18 protein-coding genes and 1 other RNA gene are annotated in these 18,152 nt (G+C 52.0%); 9 read left to right on the top strand and 10 right to left on the bottom strand.

The genetic code is table 11. The features are described from left to right. Position 1: 1 nt before the first annotated feature. The 4 genes from F3F96_RS00205 to F3F96_RS00190 all read left to right on the top strand — a co-directional run bounded on the left by F3F96_RS00205 (position 2) and on the right by F3F96_RS00190 (position 4,964). On the top strand, positions 2-448 hold the full coding sequence (locus F3F96_RS00205; protein WP_176961252.1) for an SRPBCC family protein: 447 nt from the start codon (positions 2-4) through the stop codon (positions 446-448). 170 nt (positions 449-618) lie between these two features. Beyond that, the gene (locus tag F3F96_RS00200) at positions 619-1,686 is read left to right on the top strand and encodes a PD40 domain-containing protein (RefSeq protein ID WP_176961251.1); all 1,068 of its coding nucleotides are present in this window, start codon (positions 619-621) and stop codon (positions 1,684-1,686) included. Positions 1,687-1,853: 167 nt separating this feature from the next. Next, entirely contained in the window at positions 1,854-2,045 is a 192-nt protein-coding gene (locus F3F96_RS00195; protein ID WP_176961250.1) for a DUF2934 domain-containing protein, read from the top strand. Positions 2,046-2,198: 153 nt separating this feature from the next. Beyond that, positions 2,199-4,964, top strand: a complete 2,766-nt coding sequence (locus F3F96_RS00190; protein WP_176961249.1) for a PAS domain S-box protein — start codon at positions 2,199-2,201, stop codon at positions 4,962-4,964. Here the strand turns inward: F3F96_RS00190 and F3F96_RS00185 are convergent. The 3 genes from F3F96_RS00185 to murJ are packed head-to-tail and all read right to left on the bottom strand — an operon-like array spanning position 4,961 to position 7,619. Further along, on the bottom strand, positions 4,961-5,206 hold the full coding sequence (locus F3F96_RS00185; RefSeq protein WP_176961248.1) for a hypothetical protein: 246 nt from the start codon (positions 5,204-5,206) through the stop codon (positions 4,961-4,963). The genes F3F96_RS00190 and F3F96_RS00185 overlap by 4 nt on opposite strands. A gap of 11 nt (positions 5,207-5,217) precedes the next feature. Next, the gene (locus F3F96_RS00180) at positions 5,218-6,030 is read right to left on the bottom strand and encodes a 3'-5' exonuclease (RefSeq protein WP_176961247.1); all 813 of its coding nucleotides are present in this window, start codon (positions 6,028-6,030) and stop codon (positions 5,218-5,220) included. 2 nt (positions 6,031-6,032) lie between these two features. Further along, a complete protein-coding gene (gene murJ, locus F3F96_RS00175) occupies positions 6,033-7,619 on the bottom strand; it encodes a murein biosynthesis integral membrane protein MurJ (protein ID WP_176961246.1) in 1,587 nt (528 codons plus the stop codon). Between the two features lie 142 nt (positions 7,620-7,761). Between murJ and rpsU the strand changes: the two genes are divergently transcribed. The 4 genes from rpsU (at position 7,762) to rpoD (ending at position 12,437) form a co-directional block, all read left to right on the top strand. Then, positions 7,762-7,977, top strand: a complete 216-nt coding sequence (gene rpsU / locus F3F96_RS00170; RefSeq protein WP_176958662.1) for a 30S ribosomal protein S21 — start codon at positions 7,762-7,764, stop codon at positions 7,975-7,977. 253 nt (positions 7,978-8,230) lie between these two features. Then, entirely contained in the window at positions 8,231-8,668 is a 438-nt protein-coding gene (locus F3F96_RS00165; protein WP_176961245.1) for a GatB/YqeY domain-containing protein, read from the top strand. 51 nt (positions 8,669-8,719) lie between these two features. Beyond that, positions 8,720-10,453 (top strand): DNA primase, encoded by a 1,734-nt coding sequence (gene dnaG / locus F3F96_RS00160; RefSeq protein WP_176961244.1) that lies wholly within the window; start codon positions 8,720-8,722, stop codon positions 10,451-10,453. Positions 10,454-10,457: 4 nt separating this feature from the next. Beyond that, positions 10,458-12,437, top strand: coding sequence for an RNA polymerase sigma factor RpoD (gene rpoD / locus F3F96_RS00155; RefSeq protein ID WP_176961243.1), 1,980 nt, complete (start codon positions 10,458-10,460; stop codon positions 12,435-12,437). Positions 12,438-12,688: 251 nt separating this feature from the next. Here rpoD and F3F96_RS00150 read toward each other — a convergent pair whose 3' ends face one another. From F3F96_RS00150 to cutA, 7 genes are all read right to left on the bottom strand, one after another. Continuing rightward, a complete protein-coding gene (locus F3F96_RS00150; RefSeq protein WP_176961242.1) occupies positions 12,689-13,483 on the bottom strand; it encodes a YmdB family metallophosphoesterase in 795 nt (264 codons plus the stop codon). Then, positions 13,468-14,052, bottom strand: coding sequence for a 5-formyltetrahydrofolate cyclo-ligase (locus F3F96_RS00145; protein WP_186338859.1), 585 nt, complete (start codon positions 14,050-14,052; stop codon positions 13,468-13,470). Before F3F96_RS00145 ends, F3F96_RS00150 begins: the two co-directional genes overlap by 16 nt. A gap of 44 nt (positions 14,053-14,096) precedes the next feature. Continuing rightward, positions 14,097-14,274: non-coding RNA, 6S RNA (gene ssrS, locus F3F96_RS00140), on the bottom strand. Beyond that, a complete protein-coding gene (locus F3F96_RS00135) occupies positions 14,260-14,553 on the bottom strand; it encodes a cell division protein ZapA (RefSeq protein WP_176961241.1) in 294 nt (97 codons plus the stop codon). Before F3F96_RS00135 ends, ssrS begins: the two co-directional genes overlap by 15 nt. Then, the gene (locus F3F96_RS00130; RefSeq protein WP_176961240.1) at positions 14,550-14,834 is read right to left on the bottom strand and encodes a hypothetical protein; all 285 of its coding nucleotides are present in this window, start codon (positions 14,832-14,834) and stop codon (positions 14,550-14,552) included. Before F3F96_RS00130 ends, F3F96_RS00135 begins: the two co-directional genes overlap by 4 nt. A 65-nt stretch (positions 14,835-14,899) precedes the next feature. Next, complete coding sequence (locus tag F3F96_RS00125; protein ID WP_176961239.1) at positions 14,900-15,655, bottom strand: cytochrome c biogenesis CcdA family protein; 756 nt, start codon at positions 15,653-15,655, stop codon at positions 14,900-14,902. 3 nt (positions 15,656-15,658) lie between these two features. Further along, the gene (gene cutA, locus F3F96_RS00120) at positions 15,659-16,000 is read right to left on the bottom strand and encodes a divalent-cation tolerance protein CutA (protein ID WP_176961238.1); all 342 of its coding nucleotides are present in this window, start codon (positions 15,998-16,000) and stop codon (positions 15,659-15,661) included. Positions 16,001-16,087: 87 nt separating this feature from the next. On the opposite strand from cutA, the gene acs reads away from it, so the two are divergent. Continuing rightward, positions 16,088-18,034 (top strand): acetate--CoA ligase, encoded by a 1,947-nt coding sequence (gene acs, locus F3F96_RS00115; protein ID WP_176961237.1) that lies wholly within the window; start codon positions 16,088-16,090, stop codon positions 18,032-18,034. Positions 18,035-18,152: the final 118 nt, after the last annotated feature.

Raw genomic sequence — 18,152 nt, 5'->3', positions numbered from 1 at the left:
GATGCCATTAAGCAAATTGGAAACCAGCATAGAGATTAATCGTCCGATCAGTGAGGTGATCGCCTTTGTTGATGACTGCAACAACGACCCGATGTGGCAGACATCGGTGCTGGAGTCGCGTCAGAAGGATGAGGGTGAACCGTGCGTTGGCACTATTTACCACGCCAAAGAGAAGTTCCTCGGCCGCGTCATTGAGCAGGATTGGATTGTCACTGAGCGCAATGAAGATGGCAGCTACTGGTCAGCCAAAAGCACAACCGGGCCGTTCCCGATGGCGACCTCAATGGCGTTTACAGCCAATGGCAACGCCACCGTTGTAAAGCGCACACTAAGCGTTGATGTAGGCCGCTTCTTTAAGGTGGCATCTCCGGTTGTCGGGCACATCGCCAAACGGGAACTTGAGATGGATTTTGCCAATCTCAAAGAGCTTCTGGAAGCAGAGGCTTAAACAGATGTTCAACCTGCTCAAAAAGGTCCCGATTGAATCGGGACCTTTTTTTGTGGATCCAATCATGGCAGCGATGTCTCCATGAATAAACTTTCATTTTCAATCCATTTTTCATTTATCTGAATAAGCGCATATTGCGCCATCTTTTGACATTCGGAGGGGTTCATCTCATGCGACACATAACAATGCTTAGTTTGGCACTACTGCTTGCTGCTCCGGCAGCTCATGCAGAAAACGTTCTTGAATGGCTGGAGACTTCGGCCAACTCAATCAGCAACAAAACAGCCCACGCGCCTGCAGATAGTGCCGAACTGCTGACCCTGGAGAGCAAGGAGAGTGAGATGTATCCGCAGCCTTCTCCCAATGGAAAATATATTCTGACGTTGTCCCGTCAAGGCAAGCAGACATCGATCAGCCGTCGCTACAGTGAAAATGGTGATCCGGCCAATAGTGTTATCGCCAATGATGCACGGGCACTGGACTCCTTCGGCTGGAAAGATGAGGGGCATATCTACTACCTCTCCGAGCGCGCTGGCGGACTTGGCCTGTGGGAGAAGATATCCGATGGCGAAGGTATGCAGCGTCGCATTCAACCGCTGCACGGTGCCCTCACTCAACCACTGGTGCTGGCCGATGAGTCGATTATTGCCGTGCGCATGAAAGCTATCGACTATAAAAAGAAAACCATCAGCAAAACCAAACATGATGCTTTTAACAACTGGCAGGTAGCAGGATTCACGTCTGAAATCGTGCGTTTTAACCAGGATGGTTCCGAGCGCATATTGGCTGAAGGTATTAATCCGGCTCTCGCCCCCGATGGCAAAAGCATTGTGTTTGCCATGCAAGCCGGGCGCAGCGTGCATCTGTTCCGTATCAACACCGATGGCAGCGATCTTATCCAGGTCACCGATGCCAGAAGTGTGGATGTGCAGCCCTCCTGGAGCAGTGATGGCAAATGGATTCTCTTCACCTCCAATCGCGCCGATGCCGATATGCGTAAAAAAGGAAAATCACAGTGGGATATCTGGGCTATCGGCAGTGATGGTCGCAACCTGACCCAGATCACCCGCGATGCAGCCCGTGATGGTGCTGCCCGCATGGGCAAAGATGGCCGCATCTATTTCCACTCCGATCGCGCCATCAGCAAGGAGATGCTACATCAGCATCAGGTCAAATCAGCAGCAGCCCACAGCTTCCACATCTGGACTATCGGCTGGCCGACAACTGCTCAGCAGTAAAATCTAACCCCGTTTATCAAAAGGCCCCGCAAGGGGCCTTTTTTTATTATCATCGATGTCATTTCTCTTGCAAAAATATCTAACCGTCATATTTATGCTATACTGGTAGCGATGCATTCATGCACGCTCAGCTACTGACTTCATTCAATGCATCCACGGAGTCTCAAATGTCTGATGCAAACCGGCTCAAGGAAAACAGCACAAACGCCACCCCTGAAAACCTGAGGAGAGTGATTGCTGAACAGGCATATTATCTTGCCGAGCAGCGTGGTTTTGCAGGTGGCTCTTCACTTGGCGACTGGTTAGAGGCCGAAGCCAGAATTCACCACATCTATGGCAAGCCTGTTGTGGATGAATAGAGATATTGGTCTGAAATCATGAATATCAACGCACATACCTTCGCCCCATACCGCAGTGACCTTCCCTTCGCATATAATAGAGATGGCATAAGAAATTGCTGGTATAAAAAAATCAACTCTGTTGGATAGGCGGTTTTATTTGGGTTCAGGAAGATGTACCGGACAGGATTGATTCGCAACAAACTCGCAGGGCTTGCCCTGACGATGTTTATTGCCGTGCTTGTTGCATCCGGAATCGGTGCAATCATTATCTATGAGACATCGATAACAGAAATCGCAGAGCGGCTGAGTGAAACCGTGCAAAGCAATGCGCGGCTCATTGAATCGATTGCAGAGCACGAAGATAGTGAGGGGCATACATTTCATGCAGACCTGGAACCCTTTGAAAGTACCTTAAGCCAAATCAAAGCCGCCCACGAATTGTTTCAATTCGGCCATAGCGGTGAATTCACACTGGGCAGAAGAGTTGACGATCAAATCATCTTCCTGCTCAGAAACCATCTATCAGAAAGGAGTATCCCTGCACCCGATCCATTTGAAGGGATCAATGCCGAGCCGATGCGCCGGGCTCTATCCGGTGAGTCGGGCTGGATGGTTGGCAGGGACTACCGAGGCACTCTGGTACTGGCGGCCTATGAGCCGGTAGAGGCGCTGAATATGGGCATTGTTGCCAAAATTGATATGAGCGAGATCCATGCGCCATACATCAAGGCGGGCATTACAGCCATTGTAGTCGCTATTCTGGTGGGCCTCGGCGCAATGCTTATCTTTTACCGCTTAAGCAGAGAGATTGCAGTTAGATTTGCCGATAGCACCAGACAGTTCACACGGCTGGCATCCCACGCCAAAGATGTTATCTACCGCATGTCACTTCCAGATGGCAGATATGAGTATATCAACCGGGCCTGCGGTGAGGTTTTCGGTGCAGAACCGGAAGAGTTCTACAGATCACCGAACATCATCGCTGAACTGATGCACCCTGATTTCAGGTCATATTTTGAAGAGCAGTGGCATGATCTGCTGGCGGGCATCGTACCTACCAGTTATGAGTATCAGATTATCACCAGAGCAGGTGATACAAAATGGATTCATCAGCGTAACGTACTGATCACCGATGCGCAGGACAAACCAGTCGCCATTGAAGGCATTGCAACAGATATCACCATCCAGAAAGAGCATGGACAACGTATCAATGCTGAAAAAGAGGTGGCGCAACGCTATCTCGATATTGCCGGATCAATGATGGTTGCACTGGATGAGAGTGGACGGATCAAGCTATTTAATCAGCAAGCGAGCGCGGTATTAGGCTGGTCTGAACAGGAGGCTATAGGCAGAAGCTGGTTTGAGCTCTGTATCCCAGAAGATCTCCGCCAGACGGTGGAGGCGGTGTTCAATCAACTCATGACAGGCGATAGCACCTCTGTTGAACATTATGAAAATGTAGTGCTCACAAAAACAGGCGAGCCAAGAACTATTACCTTTCATAATACGGTTATTAGAGATCATAACGACTGCATTACAGGCATTCTGTTTTCCGGTGAAGATATCACCGAACGCAAGCAGGCAGAGTCTGAGCTGCTGTTGAAAGATCTGGTTTTTGAGCACTCCATTACTGCCAACAGTATCGCAGACAGTGCCGGCATCATCACCCACGCCAATGACACCTTCCTCAAAATCTGGGGTTATGAAAGTCTGGAGGGTGTAGTCGGCAAGTCCATCAGTGCATTTGTGAGTGATGAGGCGGAGGCGCATGCAATTGTTCAGGCATTGAACAGCAGTGGCGCGTGGGAAGGTGAATACACAGCCCTGAAACAGGATGGGACCACATTCAATGCCTATGGATTAGCCTCAACGATTAACGATGCCGCCGGGAATATCATCGGTTACCAATCGTCCGTTCTGGATATCACTGCAAGCGAACAGGCGAATAGTGCATTGAAAGCAGCAGAGGCGCATGCCAGAGGTATTATTGAGAATGCTCGGGATGCATTTGTGAGTATCGATAGCGCTGGCACTATTATCGACTGGAATCCCGAAGCTGAACATCTGTTTGGTTTCACTTTTGATGAGGTGAAAGGCAGAGAACTGGCTGACACCATCGTTCCTGCTGAATTCAGGCAGCCGCACACAGCAGGAATGAAGCACTACCTTGCCACAGGTGAAGCTAAGGTGCTTAACACACACATTGAGATCACCGCCATGCATAAAGATGGCCATATCATTCCTGTAGAGCTATCGATTGTGCCATTAAAGCAAGGGGATAAACTCACATTCAATGCCTTCATTCGCGACCTCTCTGAGTTAAGCAAACATAAAGAGGCGATAGAAGAGAGCGAACTGATTATCAGAGAGAGTCTGATCGGCACCATCCTGGCTATCTCTAAAGCGGTTGAAGCACGGGATCCATATACCGCCGGTCACCAGCAGCGTGTATCAAGACTGGCCCGGTCCATTGCCCAGAAGATGGGATTGGATAAAGAGCTGATTGAAGGGATCAGGATGGGGGCTATCATCCATGATATCGGCAAGATTCAGCTGCCTGCAGAGATATTGAGCAAACCGGGAAAATTGACTGAAGCAGAGTTCGAGCTGATTAAATCACACCCTGAAAGCGGCTTCAAAATCCTTGAGGATGTAAAATTCCCATGGCCTGTCGCAGATATTGCCTACCAGCATCATGAGCGGATCGATGGCTCGGGTTACCCCAGAGGGCTGAAGGGCGATGAGATATGCCTGGAGGCGAAAGTTATTGCTGTAGCTGATGTGGTTGAGGCGATGAGCAGCCACAGGCCCTACCGCCCTAGTCTGGGCATGGAGATGGCAATCGATGAGATCAAAAACCATAGAGGCACGAAGTATGACGAAGCCTGCGTGGATGCCTGTGTGAAGCTATTGGCAGAAGAGCACTTCTCCTTTTAATCGCTGAGGCCGGACTCTTTCGCGCACTGCAGCGCCCGCTTGCGTGCCAGTGCGATCATCTTTTTACTGTATTGGGTTTTTGGTGGTTTGATGCCGAACTGTTCAATGATCATATCCAGCACAACCGGATCAGGATCTCCATCGACCAGTTCACTCAATGCTGCTTTGGCAAATCGTTTGCGCCTTGTCAGTTCAAAGATACGCAGAGCCCGGGTCAGATAGATGTGAGGTTTATGCTTCAAAATAGCTTCAATCAGTGCGCCAGCTGATCCCAGGCCTGCAGATATTCACCAAGATGGGCGCGGGATTCGGATTCTGTTTCGAGATAGTTACGGATACCGATCAGGGTACGGGCATAAGCACCTTCAGTCAGTGCACCGCAAAAGAGCTGCTGACGCAGGAAGATCAGCATGGTCGATAACACATCGGTTTCGCAGTAGTTACGGATCGCGTCAATCTGACCTGCCTCAAACATCTCGCGCACATTCTCCCCGGCTGTATCCAGCTTACCCGGCACATTGAACACTGCCGCCACCTCATCCATTGAACAGCGCGCCGATGCACCGAAATCGGAGAGCACTTCGATCAGGTCGCAGTGATACTCTTTAGAGTAGCGGGAGTCATAACCATTCCATTTATCGCCCTGCGTGAACCAGCGCGGGCAAGACAAACCATGTGCCATGGCCCGGTATTTCAGTACCGGCACATCAAAGCCACGGCCGTTAAAACTGACCAGTTGCGGCGCACGCGTCTCAATCAGATGGAAAAACCCTTCCAGCAGCTCCTTCTCACTGCTCCTGCTTTCACCACCGGTTGCCAGCCGGCGCATCACCAGCTCCCCCCCCTCTTCACCCGGTTCATGAATCAGGTGGCCATAGGAGATAGCCACCACCTGATGAAAGGGCTGACGTGGAAAATCGTTACGACCATCGGTCTTCTCAAGGAAATAGTCGGAGAGTGTGTCGCGCGCCTCAAAATCATTGAGATCGGGCAGGCGCAGTATCCGCCGTGCACTATCGGCATCCACCACCGTTTCGATATCGAATACAATCACATCACGACGCATGCTTATTTTCCTCTTCTTAAAAAGCGCATCAACAACTCTCTCTCACCCAGTAGTAAAGCAGAAAACAGGAAAACTGCGATGCCACCAGCCACTGCCATGGCGATCCAGCCAAACTGAATGGCACCGCCATCAACAGGGAAGACCCAGATCAGGTTATTAAAGAGGTAGAGCCCGGCAAACATCAACAGGCTGGCGATGGTTGCGGTGATCAGGCGGCGCGCTGTTTTGTCACTGAACAGTGAACCGTAACTTTTTGTAAGCCTGATATAGAGCAGTGCCACATTCACAAATGCTGCCAGCGAGGTAGCCAGCGCCAGCCCCACATACGCCCAGAACTGCATAAAGATTACTGCCAATACAATATTTACAGCCACACTGATTGCCGCATACCGCATCGGTGCCCTGGCATCCTTCTCTGCATAACAGGCCGTGGCCAGCAGTCGCACCCAGCAGAAAGCAATCAATCCGACTGCATAGGCCTGCAGTGTGGCCGCGGTGGCAATACTATCGGCATGGGTGAAGGCGCCACGTTCAAACAGCGTTACAATAATCGGCTCGGCGAGATAGATCGCACCCACCACACACGGCAGTGTAATCCATGTCAGCCAGGCCAGCCCTGAACGCAGATCATCTGCGGCTGCTTCCTGATCCCCTTTAGAGATATGGCCGGAGAGAGCTGGTAGCAGCGCCGTACTCATGGCGATGCCAAACAGTGCCAGCGGCAACTGCACAATGCGATCAGCGTAGTAGAGATAGGATACCGCACCACTCTCCAGCAGCGTGGCCAGAATCGTGCCGACAAGGATATTGATCTGTACTGCCGCGATAGCCAGCACAGCCGGACCAAACAGACGCATCGTCTCAGCAATGGCATCCTGCTTGAAATCAAAGCTGATGCGCGGCACCCAGCCAATACGTTTGAGGGCAGGAAACTGGATCATCAGCTGCAGAAAACCGCCCAGCAACACACCGATCGCCAGAGCCATGGCCGGGCTATCGAAATAGGGAGCCAGCACAATGGCGGCAAAGATAATGGCTACATTCAGCAGTGCCGGACTCGCCGCCGGCACAGAGAACTGCTTATAGGTATTGAGAACAGCCCAGGCCATTGCTGCCAGCGAGATCATCGCCAGATAGGGAAACATCCAGCGGGCCAACTGCAAAGCCATAGCCCAGCGATCCGCCTCATCGGCAAAGCCGGGCGCAAAGAGATAGAGCAACCACGGCATCAACAGCATGCCAAGCAGTGTGAAACCGGTTACGGCAAGCAGTAGTAGTGTAGCCAGCGCATTAAGGAACTTGTGGGCATGCTCTTCACCCTGCTGCCGTTGATCAGAGAGCACCGGCACCAGCGCGACTGTCAGCGTGCCCTCGGCAAACATACGGCGAAAAAAGTTGGGCAGCTTGAATGCCACAAAAAAGGCATCTGCAATAGGCCCTGCACCGAGGATACGGGCCAGAAAGATATCACGAACAAAACCGAGAATTCGGGAGAGCATGGTCCAGCCACCCACTTTGGATGCAGCTCGAATCAGACCTGAAGAGCGCCTGCTCTCATGCTGATTTGACTTGTCATTTTCTATCGCCATAATCCGTCGCCCTTTTCTCTGCACCCGTTATTGGTGCGCTGCGAGCCTAGCGCCGCGATGAGAGAAGGGCGAGCCTGACGGTAGCCCGTCGCTAAAGGCCACAGTTTTTTTGGGAATGAGCCCAAGGAGGTGATGTTTTTACATGCCAGGAATTAGAGTTAATTCTGATGAGCCGTTCGAAATCGCGCTTAAGCGTTTCCGTAAACAGGTTGAAAAAGGTGGCGTCATTTCCGAATGCCGTCGTCGTGAGTGCTATGAGAAGCCTTCTATCGCTAAAAAGCGTAAGGAAGCTGCTGCACGCAAACGTTTAATGAAGCGCCTTCGCCGTGTACGTATGCGCGAGAACCGCGACTACTAAACACAGGCTTGTGTATGTAAAACAGATAAAATGCCGGGCCTTTTGGTCCGGCATTTTTTTTTATGTAACACCCCGCACCACCACGAAGATCACAAAGGAAGAAAGTGTTCATACTTTGCTCACGCTATCTACACCGTCATTTCAACTGTTACTGAACTGACATGCTTGATTGTATCTGAGAAGGAACATTTTATTTCTCATTCTCCTCTGTGCACTCTGTGATAAAAAATATTCGCCGATTTCGGAGTATTCCATGCTGCAACAGTTAACCGATGATATGAAAGCCGCCATGAAAGCAGGAGATAAACTTAAACTCTCCTCGATTCGCATGCTGCGCGCCGCGATCAAGAACAAGGAGATCGAGGTCGGTCATGAACTCAGTGAAGTTGAAGCACTGGACGTTGCAGGAAAAATTGTTAAACAGCGCCTGGATGCTGCCAACCAGTATGATGCGGCTGGACGTGAAGATCTGCGTGATAAAGAGCTGGCAGAAGCTGCTATCTTTCAGGCCTACCTGCCTGAGCCACTCTCCGATGCAGAACTGACAGCTCTGATCGATCAGGCCATTACCGATTCCGGTGCATCGAGCATGCGCGATATGGGCAAGGTGATGGGTATTGTTAAAGCCAAGGCAGAGGGGCGCGCCGATATGGGCAAACTCTCCGGCATTGTTAAATCCCGCCTGGGCTGAATGACCCTGCACTCCTTGCAAACCTCTCCGTTAACCACTACAAAATAAGATATGGCTAACTTTTCCCCTTCATTCCTTGATGAGGTGCTTTCGCGCACTGATATCGTTGAGATTATTGCGCGCCATGTCGAGTTGAAAAAATCAGGCTCTAATATGATGGGCCTCTGCCCGTTCCACCATGAAAAGTCCCCCTCCTTCTCTGTATCCGCCGACAAACAGCTCTACTACTGCTTTGGTTGTGGCAAAGGTGGTGGTGCATTCCAGTTTCTCATGGAGCATGACGGTTACCCATTCCCTGAGGCCGTTGAATATCTGGCAGAAAAAGCGGGCATGGAAGTACCCAAAGAGACCCAGCGCCAACCCGGTGATGAAGAGCGCCAGAAAAAAGCCTACGACATGCTGACCCGTGTTTCAGATGTGTTTGCCAGCGCCCTGTATGGCCCCAGTGGTGGCAAAGCGCTTGAATATATCAAGCAGCGCGGTATGCCCGAAGCCATTGTACGCAGTTATGGACTGGGTTACGCACCGGCAGGTTACGGCTTCATACAGCAGGCGATCGGCAATGATAACCGAACCAACGCCCAGCTTGAGGCGATAGGTCTGCTGTTTAAGGGTGACCACGGCTACGGTGATCGCTTCCGCGACCGGCTGATGTTTACCATCCGCGATCGCCGTGGGCGGGTGGTCGGATTTGGTGGACGTGTACTCGGAGAGGGTGAACCGAAATATCTCAACTCACCTGAAACCAACTGGTTCCATAAGTCCGATCTGCTTTACGGATTCTCAGAACATCGCGATACGATCAGAAAAGAGAAACAGCTGCTTATCGTTGAAGGGTATATGGATGTGCTTGCACTGGCGGCATACGGATTGAAAATCGGCCTGGCACCACTGGGCACTGCCATCGGCGAGCGTCAAATCCGGGAGATTTTCCGACTCTGCGACAGCCCGATTTACAGCTTTGATGGCGATCGTGCCGGGCGTCAGGCGGCCTGGCGAGCGCTGGAGAGAATGATGCCACTGCTTAAAGCGGAGCTCTCACCAAAATTCCTCTATCTTCCCGATGGTGAAGATCCCGATTCGCTGCTTGCCAAAGAGGGCGCCGAAGCCTTCCGCAAAAGGATGCAAGAAGAGGCCAAGCCGGTTCTTGAAACCTGGCTGATGGGCTTGAAACTACTGGCGGGGCAAGGAGCTGAGGGACGTGCGCGCATGGCCAAAAAAGCCGACAGCATGCTGGCCACCATGACCGACTCATACCTTGCACAGGCCTGGCGACAGGAGATTGAGCAGACTACCGGCATCTCATTGCAGCAACAGCGCCGTCACGTTTCGTCCACCCCTTCTGCCCAGGCAGACAATGACACTGTAAAACTGAACGAGATTGAAGACCGCTTTCTTGCCGGTCTCATACAGAAACCTGAACGTTTTCGAGATCTTCCCGACATTGCAAATGACTTTTTCCTTGACAAAGGAAGGGTAAAATCGTTATACATGCGGGCTTTTTCGATAATAGCGGGCGCCGAAGACAACAATACCGACATCGCGAGACAATTGGCACAGGAATCCCCTGAAGACCAAACATTGATTTCTCGCTGGGTGAATCAGGCAACCGTCCAGGATATTGAATACGAAAGTCTGTTGTTGGATATGGAGTCCAATGATATTCGTTGGCGTTTGAAGCGCGGCCCGGATCTTAATGAATCGGTACTGCTGCAGAAACGTTTAAGAGAGCTGCAGAGCCAACAACGTAAACTTAGTGAACTGTTGAACGAAACGGGAGCATAACCGCATGTCGAAGAAACCAGAGCAAGTATCTATCCGCGAACTCGGAAGCCTGATGGCCAAAGGTAAGCAGGCCGGATACATCACCTATGACGAGCTCAATAAACATCTGCCAGGCGAACTGGTCACCGCTGACCGCGTTGAACAGCTGATTAATGTCTTCACCGAAATGGGTGTTGAGGTGGTTGATCCCGAACGCGCTCCTACCGGCGCTTATGCCATGCGCAAGGACCGCCTGCGTAAAGAGGACTCTGCACTGCGTGCCGACACCTCACAGCTGGGAACAGTGGTTCGCATTGATGATCCGGTACGTATGTACCTGCGTGAGATGGGTACCGTAGAGCTGTTAACCCGTGAAGGTGAGATTGAGATTGCCCGCCGTATCGAAGAGGGGCGCATGCAGGTGCACGAGGCAATCTGCCTCTGCCCATCCACCTTCCGTGAAATCATGCTGCTGGGTGAGCGCATTGTCGAAATCCGCGATGAAGCGATTGAGACCGGCGAAGAGCCGAACTTCCGTGACATCATTGATGTCGATGAGAAGGTAGTAAATGCTGCTGCGATTAAAGAGTATGAAAACCGCATGAGCCGCAGCGAAGATGAGGATGACGAGCCGCTGGATGCCGAGCCCAAGCTGGATGGTGAGCAGCTCTCTCAAGCCATTAAAGCGCGCACCGCTACGCCTGATGGCACTCCGATGATGGAAACAATCATCACCAAGGAGGAGCAGCTGGAGGAGGCGCTTGGCCACTTTGCTAATGCCAAAGCATTCCACGACAAGTTTATCACTGTGAAAAAGCAGCTGACTAAGAAACCCGATGACGCAAAACTGCTTGCCAAGAGCCGTGAAGTCCTTGATGGCATGCTGATGGAGCTGGTAAGCATTCCTTTCTCACCACGTCAGCTCGACCAGCTGGTACAGCGCTTTAAAAATGCAGTTGAGCGAGTACGTCGTTTTGAGCGCACCATTCGCGATTACGCACTTGCGGCTAAAATGCCACGCAAACTGTTCCTTGAAACCTTCCCGCCAAGTGAAACCGACGAGCGCTGGGTTGATAACATTATTAAAAACAACAGGGACGCGGCCTGGGCTGAAAACCTTGAAGCGATCTCCGGCAAGATCAAAGAGAATCAGCGCCGCCTGAAACGTGTTGAGCAGGAGACCGAGATGGAGGTTGGCGAGCTCAAGGATGTAGCTCGCAAACTGACCATGGGTGAAGCCAAGATGCGCCAGGCCAAGCGTGAAATGATCGAAGCCAATCTGCGTCTGGTGATCTCCATAGCCAAGAAATATACCAACCGTGGCCTTGGCTTCCTCGACCTGATTCAGGAGGGCAACATCGGCCTGATGAAAGCGGTTGAAAAATTTGAGTGGCGCCGTGGTTATAAATTCTCCACCTATGCAACATGGTGGATTCGTCAGGCCATTACCCGCTCTATTGCTGATCAGGCACGCACCATTCGCATTCCGGTACACATGATCGAAACGATCAACAAGATGATGCGCGTTTCTCGCCAGATTGCTCAGGAGATCGGTCGCGAGCCGACACCGGAAGAGCTGGCAGAACATCTTGAGCTGCCGGTTGAGAAGGTGTTGCAGATTCTTGAGGTTGCTAAAGAACCTGTATCACTTGAAACACCAATCGGTGATGATGAAGACTCCCAGCTGGGTGATTTCGTTGAAGATGAGAACGCCGAGAATCCACTGGATGCAGCAGTCAGTGCCGCACTGGCTGAAGCCACACTTGAGGTTCTGGAAAACCTCACCGATCGTGAGCAGAAGGTACTGCGCATGCGTTTCGGTATCGGCATGAACACCGACCACACACTGGAAGAGGTTGGTAAACAGTTCGGCGTGACGCGTGAGCGTATTCGTCAGATTGAGGCCAAGGCACTGCGCAAGCTGCGTCATCCCTCACGGGCACAGAAGCTGAGAACCTTTGCTGATACACCTGAATCGGCTATGCAGGCGGAATCACTTCGCTAAGTTCGACAACTCAAAGGGGGTCTCTTACGAGGCCCCTTTTTTTTATTCCCAAGGTTAAAACAGATGCGAATTGAACCGCAAAGGACACAAAGTCACGCAAAGAGGGGTTCCATGCTCGGGCACTGCTGACACTTGTCCGCCACCCCTGTTCTTCACATCAATGATCCGTTTGGTCGTTTGGCAATTTTCTTTCCCTTGCGAACCTTTGCGTCCTTTGCGGTAAAATACATTCTTAATTGCTCGCAAGTAAGTTAGATCGCTGGAATATGTATCCTTTTAATGGCTACTGCTTTGCCTGTTGCCACGTCAATGGTAACCATCGTTGCAAAGATACTTGCACCCTGCTCCACCGCTTCAAAACGCTGCGGCAGGCGCTGCACCATACGATAGAGTGCTCCCTCCACCTTCATGCCGATAATCGACTGGTAGGATGCGGTCATGCCGATGTCCGACTGATAGGCTGTGCCACTGGCATGCACAGTCTCATCACAGGTTGGCACATGCGTATGGGTTCCATAGACAAATGAGGCACGACCATCGAGATGCCAACCCATGCCCATCTTTTCACTGGTCGCTTCAGCGTGCATATCCACCAGCACAATCGAGACATCATCAGGAATCTCTTGCAAAGCTTTGTCTGCGGCAGCAAACGGGCAGTCCCAAGGCCCCATAAAGACCTGACCGATCAGGTTAATAACAGCGATCTTATGACCACATCTGCTCTCTTTAACTGTCCATCCGCGTCCGGGTGCATGCGCACTGAAATTCATCGGCCGCACGTATCGATCATCCTGGTCAATCAGGTTGAGAAACTCACGCTGATCCCAGCAGTGATTACCATTGGTCAATACGTCCACACCAAGCTTGAACATCTCATCAGCCACTTTCTGGGTAAGACCAAAACCATGGGCAAGGTTCTCACCATTGGCGACAGTAAAAGCGATACCGTATTGATCAATCAGAACTGGCAGATGATCGGCTAACGCCTTGCGTCCTGCTCTGCCAATAATATCACCGATAACCAGCAGATTCAGCGTTTCGGACACCTGATGACCCCCTCTTCTGTAATAACAAAATCCATCGGCATATCATGCCCTTCAGCAGGCACTTTCGCGACCTCCTGACAGGAGAAAGCCAGGCCGATCACCTGATAGATATCCTTTCTATGCTGTGAGAGCCAGAAATCGAAGCAACCTTTACCCATGCCGAGTCTGTTGCCCTGCCGATCAAATGCAGTCAAAGGGCAGAGTAGCGTCGTGATGCCACTGCCGCCCGGCCAGATGGAATTGCCGTCCGGCTCAAGAATTCCAAACACACCACGACTCCAACTGCTCTCTGCACTCACCTCATGCCACTCCATATGTTCATGATGGTGTGTCACCGGCGCAAAAAAACGGCGCTCCGGCATCTTAAAGAGAGTGTCGGTATTTACCTCTGAGGGCATGGCGCGATAGGTGAGAATCATATCAGAGCGCTCTGGCTGAGCATTCAGGTGAGCAACAAGATGCTCTTGAATCCGCGTTGAGTAGAGCTCCCTGCTGACAGCAGAGAGTTGCTGGCGTGAGGCCAGAGCCGATGCCCTTAAAGCACCCTTATCGACAGGGTTAATGGTCATTGGATAACAAAATGGATGGTATTTAAGTACAAGGGAGTAGATGGGGCGCCCCCACGCTGGCGTCGTGGCAAACAGTCGTCGAACCCTCTAACAAGAGGTGGGCGCCGCACTTCAGCTTCAGGTATCCCGGTTAGGGGACGCTCACGGCCAAAGTAGGTAGGCTCCCTTTCGACAAGTATCGGCTCAGGCAACATTTCTGCCATTCGATCAACGCAGGGGCGCTTTCGCTAAACCTTCTGCTTGTGATACTACACCGTCAAATGCAGAGATCAAGGAGTCCAGCCCCTCCACTTTACCCTCTTTATCTTTCAGCAGTTCACCTGCCAGATTGAGTGCAACAAGGGTTAGAAGGCGATCTGAACCGACGGTCGTCCCCATCTGCCTGATCTCATCGATATGCTCCTGCACAAGGTTCGCAGCAGCAGTTACCTGTGCAGGATCTTCATCGGTCATGATCGTAAATGAGCGACCCATCAGGTTAATTTCAACATGCTGACTCATGAAGCTTCTCCCTGATTGGAGATCAGATCATCGAGTTTTTCCATGGCATGTTCAACCCGGGCTTTGGCCTCAAGACGGCTGTTCTGCAACCCCTCCAGCTCACTCTCAAGCTTCTGCACCTGATCACGACGCTTGCGTAATTCACTCTCAGCAATGCGCACCACTTCACGCATGCGATGGTTATCAGCAATAATTTTTTCCATATTGCGCCGAATTTCCGACAGATGGTCAGTCAGTGCCTCGATGCGGCTTTCAAGTGCTTGTTTGGGAGATTCATGCATAACGCTGATATTGAATCACCAGAGTGAATCAGGGTCAACCATTAGAAATGGTCGCCACATATTCATCACTGGGAAAATGTCCCTTCAATATCGGCCAGGAATGGGAACCACTCAATCAACCAGCCTGAAACCACACTGAAACTTCCGAGGAAGATCAGGGCGCCAACCACAATCAATAACAGGCCGGAGATCTTCTCAATGAGATCGAAATGGTGTTTAAATCGCTGTGACCAGCGCAGGAAGCTATCGGTAGCCAGTGCAGCCAGCAGGAATGGAATGGCAAGGCCCAGTGAGTAGGTGGCCAGCAGTGCCACACCGCGCAGCATCTCAGTCTGAGCTCCAGCTACGGCAAGAATAGCTCCGAGAATAGGGCCGATACAGGGTGTCCAGCCAAAGGCAAATGCAGCGCCAAGAATAAGTGCACCCATGCCATGTTTGGCATTCACGCCACCGGCATCGAATCGCGCCTCCATCATTAAAAATGGAATGCGAATAATCGCTGCGTAGTGAAGGCCGAAGATCACGATAATCACACCGGCAACCTTTCCGAGGATCGCCATATTGGTCAGCATCCACTGTCCGATCAGCGATGCTGAAGCACCAAGCGCAATAAACACCAGACTGAAGCCGGCAACAAACCAGAGTGACTGGGCAAGCGCATGCCTGCGCACTGAGGCGTCCGATCCATCATTGTGGCGCAACTCATTGACAGAAACACCGGAGATATAGGAGAGATAGGCTGGAACCAGCGGCAGCACACAGGGAGAGAGGAAGGAGAGTAGACCCGCCACCAGCGCTCCTGCATATGTAACTTCAATCATCAATCACTCCTGTGCATTCGTGCCCATGCTAGCATTGAGTTCACCATAGACCCAGTCACCATAAGCATCCGTCGCGTCAAACTCAGCCCAGATGATCTCAGGCAGATCGTAAGGGTGAGAGCCGGTCAGATATAAAACAGTGGCCTCACGAAGAGAGGGGGTGGTTTTAATGGTAAGGCAGTACTCATCTTCCACCTCAAGCTTGCCCTGCCAGTGGTAGATCGATCTGCCGGGGCCACTGATATGTACACATGCAGCCCGCTGCAACTTTACCAGCGCTGTTGCCAGTTTCTCCGCCTCATCCATCGAGCCCAAGCTGGTTTTAATAAGACAAACTTTTGGCATGCGCTATAATAACCTATTAACACATCAGCGAAAGCCTGTTGTCCCGCTATACGCCACCTGTTAGAAATGAGTGCCACTGGAGGAGCCATGTCTGAAGCGATCACCACCATCCTTGATGAAACTCGCATATTTAACCCGCCACAAGGGCACCGGGGTCATATTGCATCGATGCAGGAGTATGAAGCCATACGGGAACAGTTCGAAAATGATTCGGATAGTACATGGCGTGATCTGGCCCGTGAGCACCTGAGCTGGCGGCAACCATTCACCCGCGTGCTCAACAGTGAACATGCCCCCTTCTTCCGCTGGTTTGAGGATGGCAAAATCAATCTCTCGGAAAACTGCCTTGATCGGCATGTTGAAGCAGGCCTTGGCGAACGCACCGCTATTATCTGGGAGTCTGAAGCCGGTGAGGTGCGTAACTACAGTTATAGTAATCTGCTGCATGAGGTGTGCCGAGCAGCCAATGCCATGAAAGAGATTGGCATCAAGGCCGGTGATCGAGTGATCATCTATATGCCAATGATCGCCGAAGCCGCTATCGCCATGCTCGCTTGTACCCGTATCGGTGCCGTACACTCTGTGGTCTTTGGCGCCTTCTCACCGCAGGCGCTACGTGATCGTATCGAAGATGCCGGAGCGAAGCTGGTGATTACCGCCGATGGTGGCGGCCGTCGCGGCGGTATCCATGCCCTTAAACCCAATGTTGATGAAGCACTCTCCGAGGGTTGCCGCACCATCTCGCATGTGCTGGTGGTTCGTCATGCCGGTAATGAGATCGACTGGTCGGCCGGTCGTGATATCAACTGGCTTGATGCCCTCAATGCTCAACCGGACCACTGCGAACCTGCCACACTGGATTCTGAACATCCGCTGTTTATCCTCTACACCTCCGGCTCCACCGGCAAACCCAAAGGTATCCTGCACTCCACGGCAGGTTACCTGCTCTGGGCACGGCTAACCATGCGCTGGAGCTTTGACTTCCGGCCTGAGAGTGATGTCTTCTGGTGCACCGCCGATGTCGGCTGGATCACCGGTCACACCTACTCTGTCTACGGCCCGCTGGCCAATGGCGGCACCACAGTGATGTATGAGGGTGTACCCACCTACCCCGATCCCGGTCGCTTGTGGAAAATCTGCGCTGATCATGGTGTCACTATCTTCTACACCGCACCAACCGCCATTCGTGCTCTGAATAAAGCCGGGGATCAGTGGCCAGATAGCCATGACCTCTCGAAACTGCGCGTGCTTGGCACGGTAGGTGAACCGATCAACCCCGAAGCGTGGATGTGGTACCATGAGGTGATCGGCAAAGGGCGCTGCCCGATTGTTGATACCTGGTGGCAGACCGAAACCGGTGGTCACATGCTTGCCCCGATGCCATTTGCCACACCGACCAAACCCGGTTCTGCAACCAAACCACTGCCGGGAATCGATGCTGCAGTGGTCGATGAAGAGGGCAAGCCGGTCAGCGAGGGTGGTGGCCTGCTGGTGATTCGCAAACCATGGCCATCGATGTTGCGAGGCGTCTGGGGTGATGATCAGCGTTATATCGACACCTACTGGAAGGCCTTCGGCGGCCGCTACTATTTTGCCGGTGATGGCGCACGCCGTGATGACGATGGTTATTTCTGGATCATGGGGCGCGTCGATGATGTGCTCAACGTATCCGGCCACAGGTTGGGCACGATGGAGCTGGAGTCAGCACTGGTATCACACGAAGCTGTTGCTGAAGCGGCTGTCATTGGTCGCCCTGATGCGATCAAGGGCGAAGCGATCTGCGCCTTTGTGGTGCTGAAATGTGAGGTTAGTGAAACACTGGCGGCAGAGTTGCGTGCCCATGTCACCAAAGAGATCGGTGCCATCGCCAAACCTGATGACATCCGTTTTGCCGACTCGCTGCCGAAAACGCGCTCGGGTAAAATCATGCGCCGCCTGCTCAGGGATATCGCTGCTGATCGACCGATCACCTCGGATATCTCAACGCTGGAAGATCAGTCTGTTGTAGAGCAGCTGCAAAACAGTAGGCTCTAACAGCAGCATAAACGTGGAGGCGATCTGAAAAAAGCACATCTGTTTCGCCACCCGGTAGGCATCTTTCCGCCGGGAGCCCGCTGGTATCTGGCCTGGATAGCCATTCTGTCGCTGCTCT

It is taken from the genome of Mariprofundus sp. NF, from assembly GCF_013387455.1.
Taxonomy (GTDB): domain Bacteria; phylum Pseudomonadota; class Zetaproteobacteria; order Mariprofundales; family Mariprofundaceae; genus Mariprofundus.
Note: the sequence above shows the minus strand (reverse complement) of the source record. Positions and strands in the feature narration are given on the sequence as shown.